The organism is Streptomyces sp. DF42, from assembly GCF_058267695.1.
The window spans coordinates 6,201,387-6,221,309 of record NZ_CM177859.1 but is presented as its reverse complement, the minus strand read 5'-3'; the positions used below and the strand labels follow the sequence as shown (position 1 = coordinate 6,221,309).

Genomic DNA, 19,923 nt, shown 5'->3' with positions numbered 1-19,923 from the left:
CGTTCGCGTTACCGGCTTCCTCCTTGCCGGTGCCGCTTTCGACACGAGAAACGTACGGCGGAACACCTCTCCCGCCGGAGGGTCCCAGGGCCCAATCAAGGGCCCAAAACGAGGCCCAGCCCCTGCGGTGGGACCGCATGCCGGTGGTGTGGGCCCGCAGGCCCGGCTTCCCGCTCCCCCTTACCGTCATCCCCGGTCACCCCAGCCCTCGGCCTGAACCGGGTGCTGTACCGAGCCACTTGGCGGCGGCTTCGGAGCGGCTGGTGCTGTGAAGTTTCGCGAAGATGCGGTTGATGTGGTTCTTGACCGTCTTCTCGCTGATGAAGCAGGTGGCGGCGATCTGCTGGTTGTTCATGCCGGACGCGATGTGGTCCATGATCTCCGCCTCCCTCGTGCTCAGTTGGAACCGCGACCTGTCGGGAGCGACCGGACGGCCGCTCATCCATCCTGACGAGGACTGTCCCACATCCGGTTGCACTTGCGAAAGGTTTTCTGAAGAAGTTGCGGGGGCGGGACGGTGGGGAGGCATGAAAACCCGTGGTGGAGCGGGTACTTCGGGTTGCGCATACGTCGGCACTGGCGCCGAATTTCCGTATGCACTCGCATCCGCCTGGCCCAAACCCTCGGGGAGGGGCGGGCCGTCGGCCGGTCCCTGGCCTTGTCGGAGCTGGGCCAGTAGTGCGCCTGCTGCTGTCGGGCTGAAGTGGGGCCTGCCCTGCTTGGTGTCCCGTACCGCTGCCACCAGTTGGTCCGCCGTGAACTCTCCGTGGACCAGATAGCCGCCGGCGCCTCGGCGCAGGGCCTCCTGGACGATCTCGGACTCGCGGCTGTACGTGAGCATCACCACGGGGGCGATCCGGACCAGGTACGGAAGCGCCGAGATGCCGTCCACGCCGGGCATGCGGACGTCCAGGAGGACCACGTCGGGGTGGTGCAGGAGAGCCGCCTCGTACGCCTGGCGGCCGTCCGCCGCTTCCGCCACCACGGTGATGTCGGCGCGGCCGGAGAGCAGTGCGGTGAGCCCTGCGCGGACCACCGGATTGTCGTCTGCCACCACGACTTTGAGCGGTGCGGCCGGCGGGAACGCCTCGAACGGGTTCTGGGGTGGCGGCTGCTGAGGGCCGGGGTGGGGAGTCGTGTGGTCCGGCATCGGACGGCCTCCTCTCTTCTCGTGGGGGACGTGTGCGGCGTACTCGTACGGGCATGGTTCCCGTGCCTGGATGTCTATGTCGTCAGGGCCGCCAGGGGGAGCTCCAGGCGGACTTCCGTGCCCTTGGGGTGGGCGCCGCGGCCGATGCGGATGCGGGCGCCCACGGACGCGGCTCGTTCGACCATTCCCACCAGGCCGAAGTGGCCCGCCCTGCGCAGCTGTTCGAGGGTGGTGCCGGAGGGCAGGCCCCGGCCGTCGTCGTACACGCTGATGCGCAGGAGGCCGCCGTGGACGCCTGCGCTGACGTCCACTCGGGTCGGGACCGCGTGGCGGTGGGCGTTCTCCATCGCTTCCGAGGCGATGGTGAGGAGTTGGCGGGCGACGGCCGGGGGGACGGGCGGCACGGCATGCTCGCCGGTGGGCCGGTAGGCGGCCCGGACGCCGGTACGGGTGCTGAAGTCGCGGGTACGGGCGGCCAGTTCGACCAGGACGTCCGTGGCGTGGTCCGGGTCCGACTCGCGGCGCAGGTCCGCCAGGAGTTCGCGGGATTCCGCCGCGGCCCGGCGGGCGGAACGGGCGACCAGCTCCGCTTGTTGCTTGACCAGCTTCGCGTCCATGTGGGGCGCGCCCGCGGAGCCTGCCAGGCCGTCGGCCGCCAGCGCCACGCCGTGGAGGGTCTTCGCCACCGAGTCGTGCATCTCCCGGGCCAGCCGGGCCCGTTCGGCGCTCACCGCCTCCGTCACCGCCAGGCGGGCCTGCACGGTGGTCAGCGCCTGGGTCGCGGAGCCGAAGCGGAGCATGAGGTTGCGCAGGGCCGAGCCGACCGCGCCCGCGATCACGCACAGGCCCGGGAGGAGCAGGGTCTCGGCGGGGGTGGAGTGCGCGTGCTTCGAGGTCGCGTAGACCAGGAAGAGGATCAGGGACTGCAGCGACGCGAACGCGGCGGCCCCTCGCCAGCCGTAGACGATGCCTGCCAGGAGCGGGGTGCACACGCTGACGTAGGCGAGGGTGGTGTCCGGGCCCGCGGAGATGAGGAGCAGGGAGCCGAAGAGGGTGTCCAGGGCCAGGAGGGTGGGGTGGCGCAGGAGCAGGGGGCCGAAGCGTTCCCAGTCCCTGAACAGGACGTAGGAGCCCATGAAGGTGACCACTACGGCCGCGCCCACGAGGCGGGTCGCCAGGCCCGGGGAGGCGTTGAGCAGGGCGGCGGGCGCGGACAGGGCGATCATCGCCAGGCGGAAGCCGAACACCTGGCGGCACATGGCTTGCAGGGCGTTGATCTGGAGGGGGATGGCCGGGTCTTTGGCGGCGGGTGCGGGCGTCGGGGCGGATGCGGGAGTGGGGGCGGGCGCGCGGGTCGGTGCCGGTGCGTGGGCGGGGACCCGGTCTTCGGCCAGGATCGGGTCGCCACCTGTACCACCCGTGTGGGCATCGCGGTCGGGCGCGGATGGCCCCTGTGGCTCCCCGCCATGCGCCCCCTCGGCGGTCCCGCGGTCCCGCGCCTCCGCCCCGGCACCGGCACCATTGCGCCGCCCCGTCCGCGTGATCCGTACCGTCCGCTCGGACGTGCCCACGGCCGTCGCCCCGGACGGCCATGCCATCCCCCGGGGATCCGGCTGCGCGGGCATGCCGGGCAGCGGGGCGTGTGCCGGTTCCCAGCCCGGTGGCAGGGCCGGGGTCGCCGAGGTCACCGGGATGTCGGGGGCGCCCGTGCGGACGTGCGGTGGGAGGACCGTGCCCGCGGGAGGGGTGGTGATCTCCGGCGTCTTCGGGCGTCGTCGTAGCAGCCCTGTGCGTTCCTTGGTCGTGGCCATGGCCGTCGTCCCCGTTCCTACTTGCCCGTGAGCGAGCCGAAGTCCGTGCCGGAGCCGAGGATCAGCCCGGCGCCGAGCAGGATCATGGTGGCCGGGACCATGAAGGTCGTGATCATCATGGTGGCCTTGGGGACCGCGCGGGCCGCCTTGCGGCGGGCGTTCTGTGCGTCCGTGCGGCGCATGTCCTTCGCGAGGGAGACGAGCGTGTCGACGATCGGCGCGCCCAGTTCCTCGCCCTGCTGCAGCGCCGTCACGAACATCGCCACCTGTTCGGAGTCGTTCCTGCGGCGCAGCTCCGCGAAGGCCTGGCGGCGGCTCATGCCGAGGTCCATCTGGCGCAGGGTGATGCGGAGTTCGTCCGCCCAGGGGCCCTCGTACTTCGAGGCGACCCGGTCCAGTGCCTGGCGGAAGCCGAGGCCCGCGCTGACCACGACGGCGAGCACGTCGAGGAAGTCCGGCAGCGTGCGCTCGATGACGTCCTTGCGGATGCGGATCGCCGACCAGATGCCGACCTCCGTCCAGAACGCGCCGAACGCGAACAGGATGACGGCGACGACGAAGTTGCCCTTCATCAGGAAGACGAGTCCCCCCACGCCGCCCAGGAAGCCGTAGACCGCGCGGCGGGCCGCGTAGCGGTCGATGGTCAGGCCGCCCGGGTTGCCCGCGAGGTCGATCTTGCGGCGGTACCTGGCGACCATCTTGGGGCCCATCAGGCGCAGGACGGAGGGCGCGTACCGCATGCCGAGGCGGTCGACGAGCGAGTCGACCGCGCCGGTGCGGGTGGCGCCGACCTCCAGGGCGAGCGCCAGGTCGCCGGGCAGCCGGGCGTCCGCCCGGTACATACGGATGCCGGCGAAGATGCCCCACACGCTGAGGCCCGTCACCAGTGCGAGCAGAAGTCCCATGGTCGTCCTCCCTCCAGGCTTCTCGGACGTCTCAGACGTCGATACGGGACATACGGCGGATGAGGATGAAGCCGACGGCGTAGAGCGAGAAGGCGATGATCACCGCGCCCTGGCCGATCGGGGAGCCGGTCATGCGCTCCAGGGCGCCGTCCTTGACGCCGTTCATGAGGAAGAGCGAACCGACGCCCAGCACCGGCACCGCGTACGACGTCATGTTCACCTGGGAGAGCTGGGTGCGGACCTCGCGGCGGGTCTCCTTCCGCTCCTCCAGCGTCTCCGTCAGGTTCCGCAGGGCGCTGACCACCTGTCCGCCCGCCCGGTTCGACAGCACCAGGGTGGTGACGAGAACGACCAGTTCGCGCGAGGGCAGGCGCTCCGCCAGCTCTCCCAGCGCGTCGTCCATCGACGCACCGACCGCCAACTGGTTGGCCACCTTGCCGAGTTCCTCACCGGCGGGTGCCTCCAGTTCCTCCGCCGCCATCCCCACGGCCGTACGCAACGCAAGCCCGGCCTGGGTCGCGTTCGCCAGGATCCGCGCCAGTTCGGGGAGTTGGTTGATGAACTTCTCGATGCGCTTCTGCCGCTGCCAGTTGAGGAACTGCAGCGCCACCCAGATGCCCAGCAGTCCGGCGATCGGACCGAAGAAGGGGGCCAGGGATGCCTGCCCGATCAGCCACAGGCCCGCCACCGTCGCGAGCATGTAGACGAAGAACTCGCCCGGCGTGATGTCCAGGCCCGTTGCCGCCAGCCGCAGTTCCAGCTTCTTGCCCGGCTTCGTACGGCGAAGCCGGCGGTCCAGGTTGCGGAAGCGGCGCCGACGGCCGCCGACCTGGATCTGGCCGGTGGCCGAGAGGCGGTCCACCAGAGCCTGGCGCTGGGCCTTGCCCGTGGCGTACGCGTGCAGGCCCATGACCGCCAGTACGCAGGTCAGCAGGGTGATGCCGGTGGTGAGCGTGACTAGGGTTTGCAGATCCATCGTGCGGTTCCTACCTGGATTCCATGGGGACGATTACTGCCTGCCTGGCTTCTCGGGGCTACCTGGCTTCTCGGGTGGCGAGTTGGTCTGCGGACTGGGCGACGCCGAATGCCTGGGGGACGGGCTGGCTCGCCATGTAGAGGCGGTCCGCGGCCCGGCGTGGGAGCGGGAAGTACTCGAAGGCGCCGTGGATACGGCCGTCGGAGGCCATCGGCCGGGCGTTGAACCGGGCCACCGTCGCCAGCCGGTACCGCTCGCTGCCGTGGCTGTCGAGGAGCGCGACCTCGGTGATGCGGCGGGCGCCGTCGGCGAAGCGGGTGAGCTGGATGATCACGTCGATCGCGCTGTTGATCTGGTCGTGCAGTGCCTCGAAGGGGATCTCGACCTCCGACATCGACGCCAGGGTCTTCAGCCTCATCAGCGCGTCCTCCGCGCTGTTCGCGTGCACGGTGGCGAGGGATCCGTCGTGGCCCGTCGACATCGCCTGGAGCATGTCGAGGGACTCGCCGCCGCGGACCTCACCGACGACGATGCGGTCGGGGCGCATGCGCAGTGAGTTGCGGACCAGGTCGCGGATGGAGACCTGGCCCTTGCCCTCGACGTTCGGGGGCCGGGACTCCAGGCGGATGACGTGCGCCTGCTGCAGCTGGAGTTCGGCGGAGTCCTCGATGGTGATGATGCGTTCGCCTCCCGGGATCAGTCCGGAGAGGGCGTTGAGGAGGGTCGTCTTCCCGGTGCCGGTCGCGCCCGACACGATCACGTTGAACTTCGCCTGCACCAGCCCCGCCAGCAGGTACAGCATGGGCTCGTCCAGCGAGCCGAAGCCGATCATCTCCTGGAGCGTGAAGGAGCGGGGGAAGCGGCGGATGGTGAGGGTCGCGCCGGTCAGGGACAGCGGGGGGATGATCACGTTCACGCGCTCGCCGGACGGCAGGCGTGCGTCCACCATCGGATTCGACTCGTCCACCCGCCGGTTGACCGTCGAGACGATCCGCTCGATGGTCTGCATCAGCTGGTCGTGGGAGGGGAAGCGGAGGGGCAGTTGCTCGACCCTGCCGCCCCGTTCCACGAAGATCGCGTCCGGGCCGTTGACCATGATCTCCGTGATCGAGGCGTCTTCGAGGAGCGGTTCGAGGATGCCGAGGCCGAGGGCCTCGTCGACGACCCTGCGGATCAGCTGCGAGCGCTCGACCGTCGACAGCACCGGGCCCTCGCGGCTGAGGATGTGCCCGAGCACCCGCTCGAGGCGGGCGCGCCGCTCGGCCGCGGCCAGCCCGCTCATCTCCGCGAGGTCGATCTCCTCCAGGAGCTTGGCCCGGTACGAGGCGACCATGTGGCCGTCCTCGCTCCGATGGCCGTTCTCCTCGGGGGAGTTGATACGTGCCCGCAGGCTCATGGTCCGGTGCTCCTGTCGTGCCTTGGTTCCTCAGTGGTCGAGCGGCATGGTGGCGGTCTTGTGGGCCGGGTCGAAACTCCAGAAGGGGACGATCGACGGGATGTCCACGGTGGAGGTGACGGTGACGGCGCCGCCTCCGAACGCGGCCCGGCAGTTCGTGCCGTCGGCCAGAAAACCGCTGACCGCGTTCCGGCAGTCCTGCCCGTAGTCGTCCCGCAGCGAGGCACTGCGCGCCCCGGTGCGGGCCGCGGTGCCGGCCTGCTGCGCGGTGTAGGCGATCAGGCCGAGCTGTACGGCGGCCATCGCGACCAGGAGCAGGATCGGAAGGAACCCCAGGTATTCGAGGGCGACTTGGCCGCGGTCGCGGTCGCGGACTCTCCTGCCGTACGACATCTCAGTTCTTCGCCTCCTCTACGGCGCCCGCGTGACCCTTCACGGTGAACGGGAAGTTGATGGTGCCGGGGAAGAGGACGGGGACCTTGATGCTGACGTCCGAGGTGATGTAGCCGGTGCCGAACCCGCCACACCCCGCCGTCGCGCCCTCCTTCCACGCGCCCGACAACTTGTCCAGGCCCGCAGCCCTGCACTTCGCGTCGCCGTCGTACTCGGCCGCAGTCCCCGCCCGCACCGCCTCATCCGCAGCATTCCCCGCGAGCGTGAACGCGTACCCCACCAGCACGAGCTGCCACAGCGCCACCAGTGTCACGATGATCGTCGGCGTCATGCCGAGCAACTCGATCGTGACCTGGCCCCTGTCCCGGTCTCCCCGCAAGGCCCGCATCCCTATCCCCCGCTCTCCTTGCGCCGTCGAAAGCTCACCGATCCCCGGTCCCCCCGCAACCGCCCGCCCTTCTGCGCCCCCTCGACCGCCTTCACCAGCCCGAGCTCCCCCGCCAGCGCCCACAGCGCCTGCTTCACCACGCTCTTGCTGTCCAGTTCGTGGATGCGTCCGGCGTCCACCGCCCCCTGCAGCTCCTTGAAGTTGGCGGGGATCGCGGTGCCGGCGACCGCCGTGCCCGTGATCTTCTGGATGAGCGGCGGCTGGATCTCCGTGCCGCGCGTGTGCCGGTTGACGACCACCGTCGTCTCCTCCGCCTTGCGGATCTGCAGCCGGTCCCACATCCGCACCGTCCGCTTGGCGCCGCGCACCGCGACCACGTCCGGTGTCGTGACCAGCAGCGCCCGGTCGGCCATCTCCACCGCCGCCGCGCCCGCCCCGCCGAGCTGCGCGCCGCAGTCGATGACGACGACCTCGTAGCGGGAGCGCAGGGCGCTGACGATCTGGCGGGCCGACCGGTCCGTCACTTCTTCGCCGCGCTCGCCCTCGCCCGGTGCGAGCAGCAGGGCAAGGCCCGTGTCGTGCCGGAAGACGGCGTCCGCGAGCACTCTCGGCGAGATGTCCGTGATCGCCGCCAGGTCCACCACCGAGCGCCGGAACTGGACGTCCAGATACGAGGCCACGTCCCCCGCCTGCAGATCCATGTCCACCAGTGCGGTGCTGCGTCCCGACGCCTGTGCCGCCAGCGCGAGTTGGATGGAGGTGAGTGTCGCTCCCACGCCGCCCTTGGCCCCGCTCACCGTGACGACCGTGCCGCCGACACCGGTGAAGACGTCGCCCCCGGAGCCGAGGTGGCGCCGTACGCCCACCGACCACTGGGCGACGGCCTGGACGCGGCTGGCCAGCTCCTCGTAGCTCAGTGGGAGCGCGGCCAGTCCCCGCGCGCCGTAGTCCATCGCCGCCTGGAACAGGCCGGGGCTGGCGTCCGACGTGACGAGGATGACGCCCACCGCCGGGAAGCGCAGGGCGACTTCACGGATCAGCTCCAGTGCCGGGACCGGGCCGATCCGCTCGTGCACCACCACGACCTCGGGCAGTTCGTCGACCGACTCGGCGGCGAGGCGCGCGAGGGTGTCGATGAGCTGGGTCGAGTCGCCGACCGGGGCCACCGGTTCGGCGTCCGGGAGCTGGCTGAGCAGTGTGGTGATGGACCGGACCGCGTCCGCGTCACCGACTGCCGGGAGGATCCTCGTGGGCATTCCGGCCTCTCACTTGTCCTTCGCGAGCTGGTACGTCCGGTCCCGGTCGGGAACCGTGGTGTCGCTGCCGGGCGCCACCAGCGCGAGCCGGACCCGTTGGGCGAACGACTCGGCGTACGTGATGCGCTGGGCGTCGATGGTGGAGAGGGCGAAGGTGATCGGGACGGCGTCGGTGGGCTGCTGCTGGTTCTTGTCGCTCTCGCTCGGTTCGAGTGCCTTGATCTCGCCTACGTCCAGGACCTTCGCGTTTGTTACGATGATCTTGGACTGGGCGGGGTCACCCTCCCGCTCGCCCGCGAAGGTCGCGTACACGTTGACGGTGGAACCCGGCGTGATCTTGCCGGCGACGCCGGTCGCCGCATCGATCATGATGGCGACCTCCTGCTGCCCGGGTTGCAGGGCGGGCTGGTTCACGATCATGTCGCTCTGCAGCAGGGAGCCCGCCCGCAGAGTGGTGACGGCGATCTTGCCCTGGATCTCGCGGAGACTGGTGACCGCGTTCGCCGACAGCCAGCGCTTGGGCATCTTGATCTTCTCGAACTGGCCCGTTTTCAGCTCGGCGTAGGGCACCACGTTCGTCTTGACCCGGTAGGCCGTGACCTCCGGGCCGACCTTGGACTTCACGTCGCTGATGACGGAGAGGACGCCGGCGAACGCGCCGAGGGCGCAGACGACCGACAGGAGCAGGAGTAGCACGCCGCGGCGCTGACGGGAGTTCATGAACCGTACAACCTCATTGGGGATATCGGTCGAGCGGACGGGAATCGTGCATGCGGTGCGTCTGGAGGTTCAGGACTCACCCGGCGGGGATTTGGTTCTCCAGGAGCGGTGGTGTTGCGGAACAGAAGACGCAGCGGTCGCCGATGACGTCGATGCCGCACCAGTGACAGACGCCCTGCCGCACCGACGTGACCAGCTGGTACAGCACTGACAGGTCGGGGAGATAGGCGACGAACTCGATCAGCTTGCCCGTGCCCCACCAGGCCGACGACTCGGCCGGCAGCGGCACCTCCCGCAGCCCCTGGACGCTCCACTCCTTGGCGAGGGTTCCGGTGACCCAGTCCGACTGCAGCTGTCCCTTGGCGACCAGCATCCAGGTGCCGAACTCCGGTCCGGGGAGCGTGACTCCGGGGGCCATCTTCACCAACTGCGGCTCCGGGTGCGCGAGTACGCCGAACTGGCTGCCGGGCACCCAGGACTTGGCGTGCGACTTCAGGCCCACGGGGACGCGGTCGAGCCGGGCCACGGAGCCGAGCAGGGCCCCGGCGTGGATGTAGTGGGTGAGCAGCCGGCCGGCGGAGGCGAGGACTCCGGGGCTGAGGTCGCAGGAGGCCAGCTGCCTCAACTGGCGGGCCAGGACGGCCAGTCCGAGCGGGGGCAGATCCGGGCGGAACAGAGCGATACGGTCGCTCTCCAGAAGCGAGCGGATGGTGTGCAGACGTCGCTCCACCCCGCGGGAGACCGCCTGTGAGCACACGACGATCACATGCCCGTGCTGGTCGATCAGGCTCTGCAGGCCGGCCAGTGCCTGTTCGAGCGGCTGTTTGTCCAGGTCCTGCAGGACGACGGCAGGCAGGGTCCGCTCGTCCTGCGCCGGCAGCGCCATGTCGGCACTGGTCACGGCAATGGCAGTTGGCACGCGCAGCTCCCCGTGTTATGCCGTCGGTCCACCGGAGTTACTCCGGTACACCGAGATGACTTCACTGCGTGACTACCTCAGCACTGTATCCAGGCCTCTGTGACCGGAGAACAGCGTTTCTGTAGCTGGTGGGCAACTGCCGTTTCACAAGATGCGTCAAAACGGGGCAGGTTGAGCATCTTGCCGGACCCAGTTCGACACTGGGCCTCCGTTTGGGTCCTCGGGCCCACGCCGCCCGACCCCGCCCGCACCTACCGTCACGGCCATCGGCAGCTACACCGATGACCAAGGAGGGGTGCGCATGTCTCGCGGGGGAGGCATACGGCCGCGCACACGACGGACGTACAGACACGCACGACGGGCTTTCGGACCCGTAGGGGGGACGCACCGCTACGACGACCGCGGCGCGACCGGCACCGAGTATCTCGGCATGGTCGTCGTCACGGCCGCGATCGTGCTCGGCGTCTCGGCCACCGGCGTCGGGCAGACGATCTACGACAGGATCGCGGCCGAGGTCTGCAAGGTGGCCGGCGGCGGCAACTGCGGTGCGGGCGGCCCCGGTCCGGGCACCCCCCTCACCGACGCCGACTACGAGCCGGCCCTGTGCCAGGTCTCCTCGGTCACCGACAAGGCGGGCTCCAAGGCGAAGATCCTGTTCTGGGAGATCGGCAAGGAGTACGGCTTCCAGGAACAGCACCTCAAGGCGAAGACGGACGTCAATCACGACGGCAAGGTCGACGACAAGGACGAACTCGTCTATCTGACCTTCACCGACGCCGCGTCCGTCGGTGCGAAGAAGGACTTCAAACCGGGTATGAAGGTCGGCAAGTTCGGCACCGACAAGGTCGAACTCGGCCTCGGCATCAAGGTCACCAACGGCGACACCTGGGTCTTCCAGAGCCCCGACGAGGCCAAGCAGTTCCGGGACGACATCGAGAAGCTGCAGATGTACGAGATCCGGCGCGAGTCGCCGGGCGGGGCCGAGGCCAGTCTCGGCGACAGCATCGCCTACCTCTTCGGCACGGGGCCGCTCAAGGACGAGGAGGAGACCGAGAACCGGGTCAAGGATCACCTCGGCGACAACCGCAAGATCACCTACGGCAAGGTGGGCCTGGAGGCGTCCGCGTCCGCGGGCATCAAGTTCTCCGCGGCCGACGAGAAGAAGCTCAGCGCCACGCTCGGCGGCAACTTCAAGTACTCCCCCGACGTGACCTGGACGGACAACTCGTACAAGAACACCAAGTCGTACACCTACTCCTCGTCGATCGAGTACGGCACCAAGGTCGGATACGAGGCCGGCCCGGTCAGCGGCGAGTACTCGGCCTCCCGTACCCAGACCGGCACCATCACCGTCACCTACGACAAGGGCACGGGCAAGCTGGTCCGTATCGACATGACCCGTACGGTCGAGGACGGCGGCCAGAAGGACGGCGTCAAGGTCGGCGGTGACAACGGCAAGGACAAGAAGGACAAACGGGGCGGCAGCGTCGGCGAGAAGGGTACCCACAGCTCCACCGGCATCGAGATCGTCACCAACTCCGTGAGCTTCGACCCGGGCCCCGAGGGCGACAGGGACCGGGCGATCGGCGAGCAGTGGCTGGACAGCAACAACGAGCAGATCGCGACGCCGTTCCAGTACATGTTCGACGACCACGCCCCGACCGGGCGCCCCGGCGCCGACGACCCCTTCGGGCAGCTGATGTTCGACAAGGGCCGGTCGAGCAGGATGAACTACACGGGCGAGGTCAACGCGGCCGAGTACGGCTTCGAGCTGAACCTCGGCCTGAGCCTCGGCCTGTCCGTCAGCACCGAGAAGAAGTCCGAGACGCTGACCGACGCGCAGTTCCTGGGCGCCCCTCGCGGCGACAGCCGCTCCTACCTTCCCTACAGCTACTGTGCGAACTGACGAGAGGGGAGTTCCCGCTGATGAAGACCCGCCGTACGTTCCTGGCCGCCGGCCTGCTGACCGCGTTGCTCGCCGGGTGCGGAGACGGGGGCGCGAACTCCGCCTCGGTGCCCGACGGCTGGGGGACGCTGAAGACGAAGGGCGTCGATGTGTCGTATCCGAAGGGGTCCGGCGGATACGAGGAACAGAGCGGCGCCGGGCGCAGCAAGTACAACGCGGCGGCCGCCGTCCGCACCGAGAGCGGCAGAACCGTCTCCATCATCACCGTCCAACTCGACTTCACCCAGGCGAGTTCGGCCGAGCAGGCGGCGATCGCCGCCGAAGCCGGGATCCAGATGGGCGCGAGCGTCAAGGGCGAGAAGGACGTGAAGGCGGCCGGCACCGACGAGGCCAAGCGGATCGACTTCACCTTCAAGTCGGCGGGCCAGGACGACGATCCACCCAAGGGCACACCGGTCAGGGGCGTGATAGTGACGGGCCTGGACTCCTCGGGCAAGACCTTCGCGGTGCGCGTCGACGCGGTGCGGGGGAAGCTCTCGGACACGGACCTGGCGAAGATCGTCGACTCGGTGGAGGTGCACTAGCCGTGCACGTGCCGGGCGGTGGCTACGTCGTACTCGTGCTGCTCGTCGCGCTCTTCGGCGCGATCGCGGTGAAGTACGCCAGGCGGCTGGTGACCATGGCACGGGTGCTGCGCCGCGGTGTCCACACATCCGGCGAATGCGTCCGCGTGGAGACCGAGCCGTACAACCGCTCGGACGCCACCCGTCACTTCTTCGCCTTCCGTACGGCGGACGGTACGCGGGTCGAGTTCGAGGACCTCGCGGGCTGGTGGACCGATGAGGGCACGCCGGTCACCGTCACCTACGACCCGCAGGATCCGCGGGGGACGGCGACCGTCGCGGGCCGGGGCAGCTGGTCCCCGGTCCTGCAGGCCCTGGCGCTGACGGCGGGCTGCGGGATGGCGGCGCTGGGCTTCACGATCCTGCTCTGCTACGAGGCTTTCGGAGGCGGCTGATGGCTCTCATGCGTTCCTGGGCCGTGGGCGTCCTGGTTCTCGTCGTCAGCGAGTACGTCCAGATCAGCGTGGTGTACGACCACCTGGTGGGACCAGCGGGGGTCGACTCCTTCGCCGCGGCGCTGGCCCTCGTCCACCTGCCGAACCTGCTCTGCGTCGTCCTCGCGACGTGGGCGGCCGCCCGGGTGCATCCGGAGCCGTGGCGCCGGGCGCCCGCCCGCCATGTGGCGGCGGCCTGCGCGGTACCGGCGTCGGGCCAGCTGCTGGTGCTGTCGCTGCGGCCGGACCTGACGAACGTGTCCGGTCTCGCCCTCTGGATGTCGACGGGCGTGTTGCTGGCGGGCTGCTCGATGGGCCTGCTGCTGGACAGGTGGTGGGAGGACCGGGAGGCCTGAGGGCCGCCGGCCGACCCCAAGTTGGTCTGGACCTCTTGACAGAGCAATTGGTCTGGACCAACTTGTTGTCATGTCCCCACACAGACGATCCATGCAACTCTGGTCGGGAGCGGTCACCGCCGCTCTCGCCCTGTCCATGACGGGCGCGGCTCAGGCGTCCGCCGCGGACATCAACAACGCCAGGAACTCCGGCTTCGAGTCGGGCCTGGCCAACTGGACCTGTACCGCGAACAGCGGCACGACGGTCACCTCCCCCGTGCACGGCGGCACGGCCGCGCTGAAGGCGACGCCTGCCGGGCAGGACAACGCCCAGTGCACCCAGTCGGTGGCCGTCAGGCCCAACTCGACGTACACGCTCGGCTCCTGGGTGCAGGGCGGATACGCGTACCTGGGCGTGACCGGCACGGGCACGACCGACGTCTCGACGTGGACCCCGGACTCGTCGAGCTGGAAACAGCTGTCGACGAGCTTCACCACCGGGTCCTCGACCACGTCGGTCACGGTGTACACCCACGGCTGGTACGGACAGGCCGCCTACTACGCCGACGACGTGTCGGTGTACGGCCCGGACGGCGGCGGTGGCAGTGACCCGGCACCGACGGTTCCGGCCACACCCGGTGGTCTGTCGGTGCCGGGTACGACATCGTCGTCCGTGTCCCTGTCCTGGAACCCGGTCTCGGGCGCCACGGGCTACAACGTCTACCGCGACGGCACGAAGGTGACGGCGGTGACGGGAACGTCGGCGACGGTGACGGGCCTCGCGGCCTCCACCTCGTACTCCTTCCAGGTCACGGCGACGAACTCGGCGGGCGAGTCGCCGAAGTCGGCCGCGGTCACCGGGACGACCACGGCCGGCGGCACAGGCGGGGGTGGCTCGCTGCCCGCGCACGCGGTGACCGGCTACTGGCAGAACTTCAACAACGGGGCGACGGTCCAGAGGATCTCGGACGTCTCCTCCCCGTACGACATCATCGCGGTGGCCTTCGCGGACGCCGCAACGACGCCGGGCGCCGTGACCTTCAACCTCGACTCGGCGGGCCTGGGCGGCTACACGGTCGACCGGTTCAAGGCGGACATCGCGGCGAAGCACCAGGCCGGCAAGAAGGTCATCGTCTCCGTGGGCGGCCAGAACGGCACGGTGTCGGTGAGCGACTCGACGTCGGCGGCGAACTTCGCGAACTCGGTGTACTCGCTGATGCAGACGTACGGCTTCGACGGCGTCGACATCGATCTGGAGAACGGCCTCAACGCGACGTACATGTCACAGGCACTGCGCTCGCTGTCGGCGAAGGCGGGCTCGTCCCTGATCATCACGATGGCGCCGCAGACGATCGACATGCAGTCGACGTCGAACTCCTACTTCCAGACGGCCCTGAACATCAAGGACATCCTCACGGTCGTCAACATGCAGTACTACAACAGCGGTTCGATGCTCGGCTGCGACGGCAAGGTGTACAGCCAGGGGTCGGTCGACTTCCTCACCGCCCTCGCCTGCATCCAGCTCGAAGGCGGCCTCTCCCCCTCCCAGGTCGGCCTGGGCCTGCCGGCCTCGACGAGCGGCGCGGGCAGCGGCTATGTGTCACCGGCGGTCGTGAACAACGCCCTGGACTGCCTCACCAAGGGCTCGGCCTGCGGCACCTTCAAACCGTCGAAGACCTACCCCGCCCTGCGAGGCGCGATGACCTGGTCGACGAACTGGGACGCGTCGGCGGGGAGTTCCTGGTCGAACGCGGTGGGGCCGCATGTGCACGGGCTGCCGTAGCTGAGAGGAACGTGGAGCGTGCGTGCGCCCCCGCCCCGGTGTCGTGGGCGGGGGCGTCGCACATGCCGGAACCGCACGCGAGGGAGATCTCACCGGGCGCCACGGCACTACCCGCAGACCGCACACAGCCCGAGCTCGAACCACACCGTCTTGCCCGGACCGTCCTGATGGCACCCCCAGCGCCGTGCGAGCGCGTTCACCAGGAACACCCCGCGGCCGCTCTCCGAGGCGCCGGCGTCCAGCACCTGCGGGGTGCGGCGACCGGTGTCGTACACCTCGCAGCGCAGGACGCCGTGCGCGGCGGACAGGGTGAGCCGGAAGCGGCTCGCGGAGTGCAGCAGGGCGTTGGTGGCCAGCTCGCTGACGAGCAGCTCGGCCACGTCCGCGAGGTCCTCCCGGTCCGTCAGGCCCCATTGCTCCAGCTGTCTTCGGACCTCCGTGCGCGCCTCTCGGACAGCGGTGGGGCGGGGGGCGTACTCGACGCTCAAGTGGCCTGCCCGCAAAGGCGGTTGGGTGTGCGCGGCGAATTGCGGGTCGGAGTCCGGGTGGAGGCTCCCGGAGAGATCAAGCATGCTCTCAGGGTCGCCTCCCCGCGCGCACGGCACACGGGGAGGACTACCTGTTTCCCTACCTGTCCGCGGGTAAGCGGTTACCCGTACTGAAGCCGTACGGTCGACCCCTCGTCGTCGTCCCGGACGTCGACGTAGGCGCACACCTGCCGGGAGAACCAGAGCCCCTGGTCCGGATCCAGTTCGGGTGTGGGCGGGGGGACGAAGCCCGCCAGCGGATCACCGATCCGGCGTGCGGTGCGCAGTTCGCAGACGCAGGCGGGCGCCTCGCCCCACAGGCGGGCGTGGATGACGGGGCCGAGCGCGGCGGCCGCGGCGATGACCGCCTCGGTGAACAACTCCGCGTCCGCGGGCGCCAGTCCACGCAGCGCCGTCGCCCCGCGTACGGCGTCGGCGTGCGGCTGCCTGAACAGCTCGGCCCCGGCCGGGGGTAACGGCAGCGGCGCGGCGTCCAGTTCCGCCGTGAGACGGACCGGGTCCTCGTAGACGCCGGTGTCCGGGTGCGCGCGGCGGGCGGCCTCGACGACGGCCGTGCCCGCGGTGCGGGTGTCGTAGGCGCACAGGGCCGTCGTCGCCATCGGGGCGAAGAGCAGGTTGGCGAGGGCCTCGTAGCGGATCCACTCGGCGCTCTCCCGGACGGAGCGTCCCGCGCGGCCGTTCCAGACGGGTTCCATGAGGAGATGGATACGGCCGCCGGGGCCGGTGTGGGCGGCGAGGTAACCGGCGCTCTGGGCAACGGCGTTGGCGGCCGAGCCCGTGTACCACTCGGTGTGCGGGACGAGCACGGCGCTCTTCGCGTCGCCCCCGAGCGCGTCCCGCAGGAGGTCGAGCTTGTCGGGGGCGGCGATGGCCACCGGCGGGGGTTCGCCGGGGGCGCCGAGCCCTTCGGCGAGAAACGGCACGGCGGCGGCGACGAACTCGTCGTCCGCTCCGTAGACGGCCATGCGATGGTCGAACGGGGTGGGCGTGGGGGTGGGTTGTGTGCGGGGCATGGGTTCTCCTCTCAGTGGGGTCGGTCGGGGCCGGGAGGGGAGCCTGGACGTGGCTCAGCGCCGGGCCGTCACCCAGGCGGCGATCTGGCTGCGGTTGCTGAAGCCGAGCTTGCTGAGGATGCGCTCCACATGGCCTTCGGCGGTGCGGCGGGCGATGACGAGCCGGTCGGCGATCTGCTGGTTGGCGAGTCCCTGGGCGACGAGTTCGGCGACCTCGGCCTCGCGGCGGGTGAGAGCGGTGCAGGGGGTCGTACGCGTGGCGCGGCGGCTGTCAGTCCTCCGTGCCGGGGCAGGCTGTCCCGGCCGCCCGTCCTCGGTCGCGTACGCGACGATCTCCGCGAGCCCGAGGGCGCCTCCTTTCTCGTACGACCGCTCGAAGGCGGCCTGTCCCAGGGCGCCCAGCACCCGCTCTCCGCTGCTGCGCCGGATGGAGTCGAGGGCGGCCGAGCCCCAGCGGTCCCGGTCGATGTCGGCCCAGGTGCGGTCGGCGCCGCCGAGCAGGACGGCCGCGTGGGCGTGGGCGCCGGCCTCGGTGGCGATGCGGGCCAGCAGGTCGAGGGTGAGGGCGATGCCGGTGACGTCGTGGACGGCGAGTTTGAGGCGCAGGGCCTCGCGGGCATGCCGTTCGGCCTCCTTCCAGTCCCGTTTGACGGTGTGGGCGAGGGCCAGCATCCGCAGGACGTACGAGCGCACCCATTCCTCGCCGTGCTCCTCGCACAGCCGGCGCGCCCGTTCGCAGACCTCCACGGCGCGGTCGGCCTCGCCCAGGAAGCCCAGGGTGCAGGCGAGTTCGACCTGGTCGAGGCCGTACAGGCTGAGGTGCTGGCCGGGGACGCGGCCGCGGGCGACGGCGGCCTCGAAGTGTTCGAGCGCGGCGGGCAGTTCGTCGCTGAACATGCGGATGACGCCGATGACGTAGGCGGCGTGGGCGGCCTCGGCCTGGTCGCCGAGCCGGCCGGCCAGGGCGTGGGCGTCGCGGGCGCGCCGCAGGCCTTCGGCCATGTCCTGGGTGGCGGCCGCGAGGAGGCCGGACACCCACAGGCCGCGGGCCCGCTCGCGGGTCGGTCCCGGGTTGGCGTCGAGGGCCCGCTCCAGCCAGTAGCGGCCCTCGCGGGGCGCCCCGCAGGCGTGCCAGTAGAACCACAGGGTGCCCGCGAGGCGCAGCCCGGCGAGGCGTTCGCCGGGGGCGTTGAGGCTGAAGTCGAGGGCGGCCCGCAGATTGTCCTGGTCGGCCCTCAGCCGGGCGACGATCTTCCGCTGTCCGGGCCCGAACCAGACGCGTTCGCAGTCGGTGGCCCGCCGCTGTGTCCAGTCGCGCTGGCGGCGCCGGGTCGCGCTCTCCTCGCCCGCCCGCTGCCGCAGCCGGTCGAGCCCGTAGTGCCGCAGCGTGTCGAGCAGCCGGTAGCGCACGCCGTCCGGTCCCTGCTCCCTCCCCAGTACCGACTTGTCGACGAGCCCGGCGACGGCTTCCAGGACGTCCTGCGGCCGCACCCTCCCCCAGCCTCCGGCCGGGGGGACCCCCATCTCGCTTCGCTCGCCGTCCGCGCACACCGCCTCCGCCGTCTCCAGGTCGAAGCCGGCGACCAGGACGGAGGCCCGCTCCCATACCAACTGCTCCTGCTCCGTGCACAGTTCGTGGCTCCAGTCGACGGCTGCGCGCAGGGTCTGGTGGCGGGGCAGGACCGCGCTGCTGCCGGCGGTGAGGAGGCGGTAGCGGTCGTCGAGGCGCTCCAGGAGCTGTTCGACACCGAGGACGCGCATGCGTACGGCGGCCAGTTCGATGGCGAGCGGGAGACCGTCCAGGCGGCTGCACAGGCGGGCCACGGCGGCCCTGTTGTCGGCGGTGAGCCTGAAGCCGGGGACCACTGCGGCGGCGCGGTCGGCGAAGAGGGCGAGAGCGGGGTGGGCGTCCGGTGCGCCGAGGTCGCCGTCCGGGTCGGGGACGGGTAACGGCCGTACCTCCATGAGGTGTTCCTCGGTGAGGGCGAGGCGGTGCCTGCTGGTGGCGAGGATGCGGATGCCGGTGGTGCCGCGCAGGACGGCGGCGGCGAGGTCGGCGCAGGCCTGCAGCAGGTGTTCGCAGTTGTCCAGGACGAGCAGGAGGCGCCGGTCCCTCACCTGCTCCACCAGCGCGTCGAGCGGCGGCTGCGCGGAGTGGTCGTGCAGGCCGAGCGCGTCGGCGGCGGCGAGGGGCACGAGCGCCGGGTCGTGCAGTCCGGCCAGGTGCACGAAGCGCACGCCGTCCGGGAAGGCGCGCTCGACGCGGGCCGCGACGCGTGCGGCGAGGCGTGTCTTGCCGACGCCGCCCGGCCCGGTCAGCGTCACCAGGCGCGCCCTGGCGAGCAGTTCGCGGCCTTCGGTCTGTTCGCCGCGCCGGTCGACGAAGCTGGTCGTCTCGACCGGCAGGTGACGGTCCCGTCGCGGCGCTGATCCGCCCATGATCAGCCAGTCCTCTGGAGGGGTGGGGTCGAGAATCCGGAGGGCCCGAATCCTCTCGCGCGAACCTTCACTCTGCTCGGTTTACGGCATATATGCACGCGCCGGTCACACCCGCGAGTGCACTTTGCCGGAGGCCTGTGCGCGGGTTACGGGCATGCGTACACTGCGCGGCCGACGACCGAAAGGTCCACGCCCCGGCCCCTCGGACCGGGGAAAGGCTCTAGTACTGCGGCTAGTTGGCGTCCTTGGCCGAGGCGTTTTTGGCCGAGGCGTCCTTGGCCGAGGCGTCCTTGGCCGAGGCGTCTTCTTCCTCAGCGCCCTCTACCTCAGCGCCCTCTTCCTCAGCGCCCTCTTCGAAGTAGGCGTCGAGGACCGCGTCCAGCTCTTTTTCCCACTCGTCGAAGCGCGCGCGGGCCATCGCCTCGATCTCGATCGGGTACCAGCGGCGCTCGGGGGTGTGGACGGTGATGGTGAACCGCTTGCCGAAGCGCGGGGATTCGGTCTCCACGGCGCCGATCTCGTCCCAGCGGAACTCGCACTCCTGGTCGTCCAGGGTGAGCCGTACGCCCTTGTGGTCGGCGACGATCTTCGCGCGTCGGTCGGACGCCTCGAAGACGGGGCCTTCGGGGGCCTCCTCACCGTCCGCGGAGGCGTCGCCGTCGGCAGAGTCCTCGTCGGCGGCCGGTTCTCGCTCCGCGGCCTCGGTCTTCACTCCCTCGGGCTCGGCGTCCTCGGACTCGGACTCGACGTCCTGCGCCTCGACCTCCTCCGGTTGCTCGGACGCGGGTGAGGTGAGCCCGGGGATGAATGCCGGGTCGAACCCGGCGCCCTGCACGGGCTCGCCCTTCAGGGGCTGGCTGCTCGATCCTATGCGCTGCTCCACAGCGGGCAGTATGGTCGAAGATCCTGTGCCCGGCACAGCCAGCCC

At 70.4% G+C, this 19,923-nt stretch carries 19 protein-coding genes; 5 read left to right on the top strand and 14 right to left on the bottom strand.

Annotated features, from left to right (window positions below):
* Positions 1 to 196: 196 nt before the first annotated feature.
* From ACYUED_RS28640 to ACYUED_RS28595, 10 genes are all read right to left on the bottom strand, one after another.
* The gene (locus tag ACYUED_RS28640; RefSeq protein ID WP_491286449.1) at positions 197 to 1,150 is read right to left on the bottom strand and encodes a response regulator; all 954 of its coding nucleotides are present in this window, start codon (positions 1,148 to 1,150) and stop codon (positions 197 to 199) included.
* 74 nt (positions 1,151 to 1,224) lie between these two features.
* A complete protein-coding gene (locus ACYUED_RS28635) occupies positions 1,225 to 2,961 on the bottom strand; it encodes a sensor histidine kinase (protein WP_491286446.1) in 1,737 nt (578 codons plus the stop codon).
* Between the two features lie 17 nt (positions 2,962 to 2,978).
* Positions 2,979 to 3,866 (bottom strand): DUF5936 domain-containing protein, encoded by an 888-nt coding sequence (locus ACYUED_RS28630; protein ID WP_491286444.1) that lies wholly within the window; start codon positions 3,864 to 3,866, stop codon positions 2,979 to 2,981.
* Between the two features lie 31 nt (positions 3,867 to 3,897).
* On the bottom strand, positions 3,898 to 4,842 hold the full coding sequence (locus tag ACYUED_RS28625) for a type II secretion system F family protein (protein WP_491286442.1): 945 nt from the start codon (positions 4,840 to 4,842) through the stop codon (positions 3,898 to 3,900).
* A 58-nt stretch (positions 4,843 to 4,900) separates the two neighbouring features.
* Positions 4,901 to 6,238, bottom strand: coding sequence for a TadA family conjugal transfer-associated ATPase (locus ACYUED_RS28620; protein ID WP_491286440.1), 1,338 nt, complete (start codon positions 6,236 to 6,238; stop codon positions 4,901 to 4,903).
* Between the two features lie 30 nt (positions 6,239 to 6,268).
* Entirely contained in the window at positions 6,269 to 6,631 is a 363-nt protein-coding gene (locus tag ACYUED_RS28615; RefSeq protein ID WP_491286439.1) for a TadE family protein, read from the bottom strand.
* A gap of 1 nt (position 6,632) precedes the next feature.
* A complete protein-coding gene (locus tag ACYUED_RS28610; protein ID WP_491286436.1) occupies positions 6,633 to 7,019 on the bottom strand; it encodes a pilus assembly protein in 387 nt (128 codons plus the stop codon).
* Between the two features lie 2 nt (positions 7,020 to 7,021).
* Positions 7,022 to 8,275: a CpaE/TadZ family protein gene (locus ACYUED_RS28605; RefSeq protein ID WP_491286434.1), complete on the bottom strand. Its 1,254-nt coding sequence runs from the start codon at positions 8,273 to 8,275 to the stop codon at positions 7,022 to 7,024.
* Positions 8,276 to 8,284: 9 nt separating this feature from the next.
* The gene (gene cpaB / locus ACYUED_RS28600; RefSeq protein ID WP_491286432.1) at positions 8,285 to 8,995 is read right to left on the bottom strand and encodes a Flp pilus assembly protein CpaB; all 711 of its coding nucleotides are present in this window, start codon (positions 8,993 to 8,995) and stop codon (positions 8,285 to 8,287) included.
* A gap of 76 nt (positions 8,996 to 9,071) precedes the next feature.
* Complete coding sequence (locus ACYUED_RS28595) at positions 9,072 to 9,881, bottom strand: hypothetical protein (protein WP_491294475.1); 810 nt, start codon at positions 9,879 to 9,881, stop codon at positions 9,072 to 9,074.
* Positions 9,882 to 10,215: 334 nt separating this feature from the next.
* Here ACYUED_RS28595 and ACYUED_RS28590 point away from each other — a divergent pair, with 334 nt between their 5' ends.
* The 5 genes from ACYUED_RS28590 (at position 10,216) to ACYUED_RS28570 (ending at position 14,995) form a co-directional block, all read left to right on the top strand.
* The gene (locus ACYUED_RS28590; protein ID WP_491286431.1) at positions 10,216 to 11,820 is read left to right on the top strand and encodes a hypothetical protein; all 1,605 of its coding nucleotides are present in this window, start codon (positions 10,216 to 10,218) and stop codon (positions 11,818 to 11,820) included.
* Positions 11,821 to 11,840: 20 nt separating this feature from the next.
* Positions 11,841 to 12,404, top strand: a complete 564-nt coding sequence (locus ACYUED_RS28585; RefSeq protein WP_491286428.1) for a hypothetical protein — start codon at positions 11,841 to 11,843, stop codon at positions 12,402 to 12,404.
* Between the two features lie 2 nt (positions 12,405 to 12,406).
* Complete coding sequence (locus ACYUED_RS28580) at positions 12,407 to 12,838, top strand: DUF3592 domain-containing protein (RefSeq protein ID WP_491286426.1); 432 nt, start codon at positions 12,407 to 12,409, stop codon at positions 12,836 to 12,838.
* A complete protein-coding gene (locus tag ACYUED_RS28575; RefSeq protein WP_491286424.1) occupies positions 12,838 to 13,233 on the top strand; it encodes a hypothetical protein in 396 nt (131 codons plus the stop codon). Before ACYUED_RS28580 ends, ACYUED_RS28575 begins: the two co-directional genes overlap by 1 nt.
* Positions 13,234 to 13,303: 70 nt before the next feature.
* On the top strand, positions 13,304 to 14,995 hold the full coding sequence (locus ACYUED_RS28570; protein ID WP_491286422.1) for a chitinase: 1,692 nt from the start codon (positions 13,304 to 13,306) through the stop codon (positions 14,993 to 14,995).
* 107 nt (positions 14,996 to 15,102) lie between these two features.
* Here ACYUED_RS28570 and ACYUED_RS28565 read toward each other — a convergent pair whose 3' ends face one another.
* The 4 genes from ACYUED_RS28565 to ACYUED_RS28550 all read right to left on the bottom strand — a co-directional run bounded on the left by ACYUED_RS28565 (position 15,103) and on the right by ACYUED_RS28550 (position 19,878).
* On the bottom strand, positions 15,103 to 15,567 hold the full coding sequence (locus ACYUED_RS28565; protein ID WP_491286420.1) for an ATP-binding protein: 465 nt from the start codon (positions 15,565 to 15,567) through the stop codon (positions 15,103 to 15,105).
* Between the two features lie 77 nt (positions 15,568 to 15,644).
* Positions 15,645 to 16,556 (bottom strand): anti-sigma factor RsbA family regulatory protein, encoded by a 912-nt coding sequence (locus ACYUED_RS28560; protein ID WP_491286417.1) that lies wholly within the window; start codon positions 16,554 to 16,556, stop codon positions 15,645 to 15,647.
* 54 nt (positions 16,557 to 16,610) lie between these two features.
* Positions 16,611 to 18,995, bottom strand: coding sequence for an ATP-binding protein (locus ACYUED_RS28555; protein ID WP_491286415.1), 2,385 nt, complete (start codon positions 18,993 to 18,995; stop codon positions 16,611 to 16,613).
* A gap of 232 nt (positions 18,996 to 19,227) precedes the next feature.
* On the bottom strand, positions 19,228 to 19,878 hold the full coding sequence (locus ACYUED_RS28550) for a hypothetical protein (RefSeq protein WP_491286414.1): 651 nt from the start codon (positions 19,876 to 19,878) through the stop codon (positions 19,228 to 19,230).
* Positions 19,879 to 19,923: the final 45 nt, after the last annotated feature.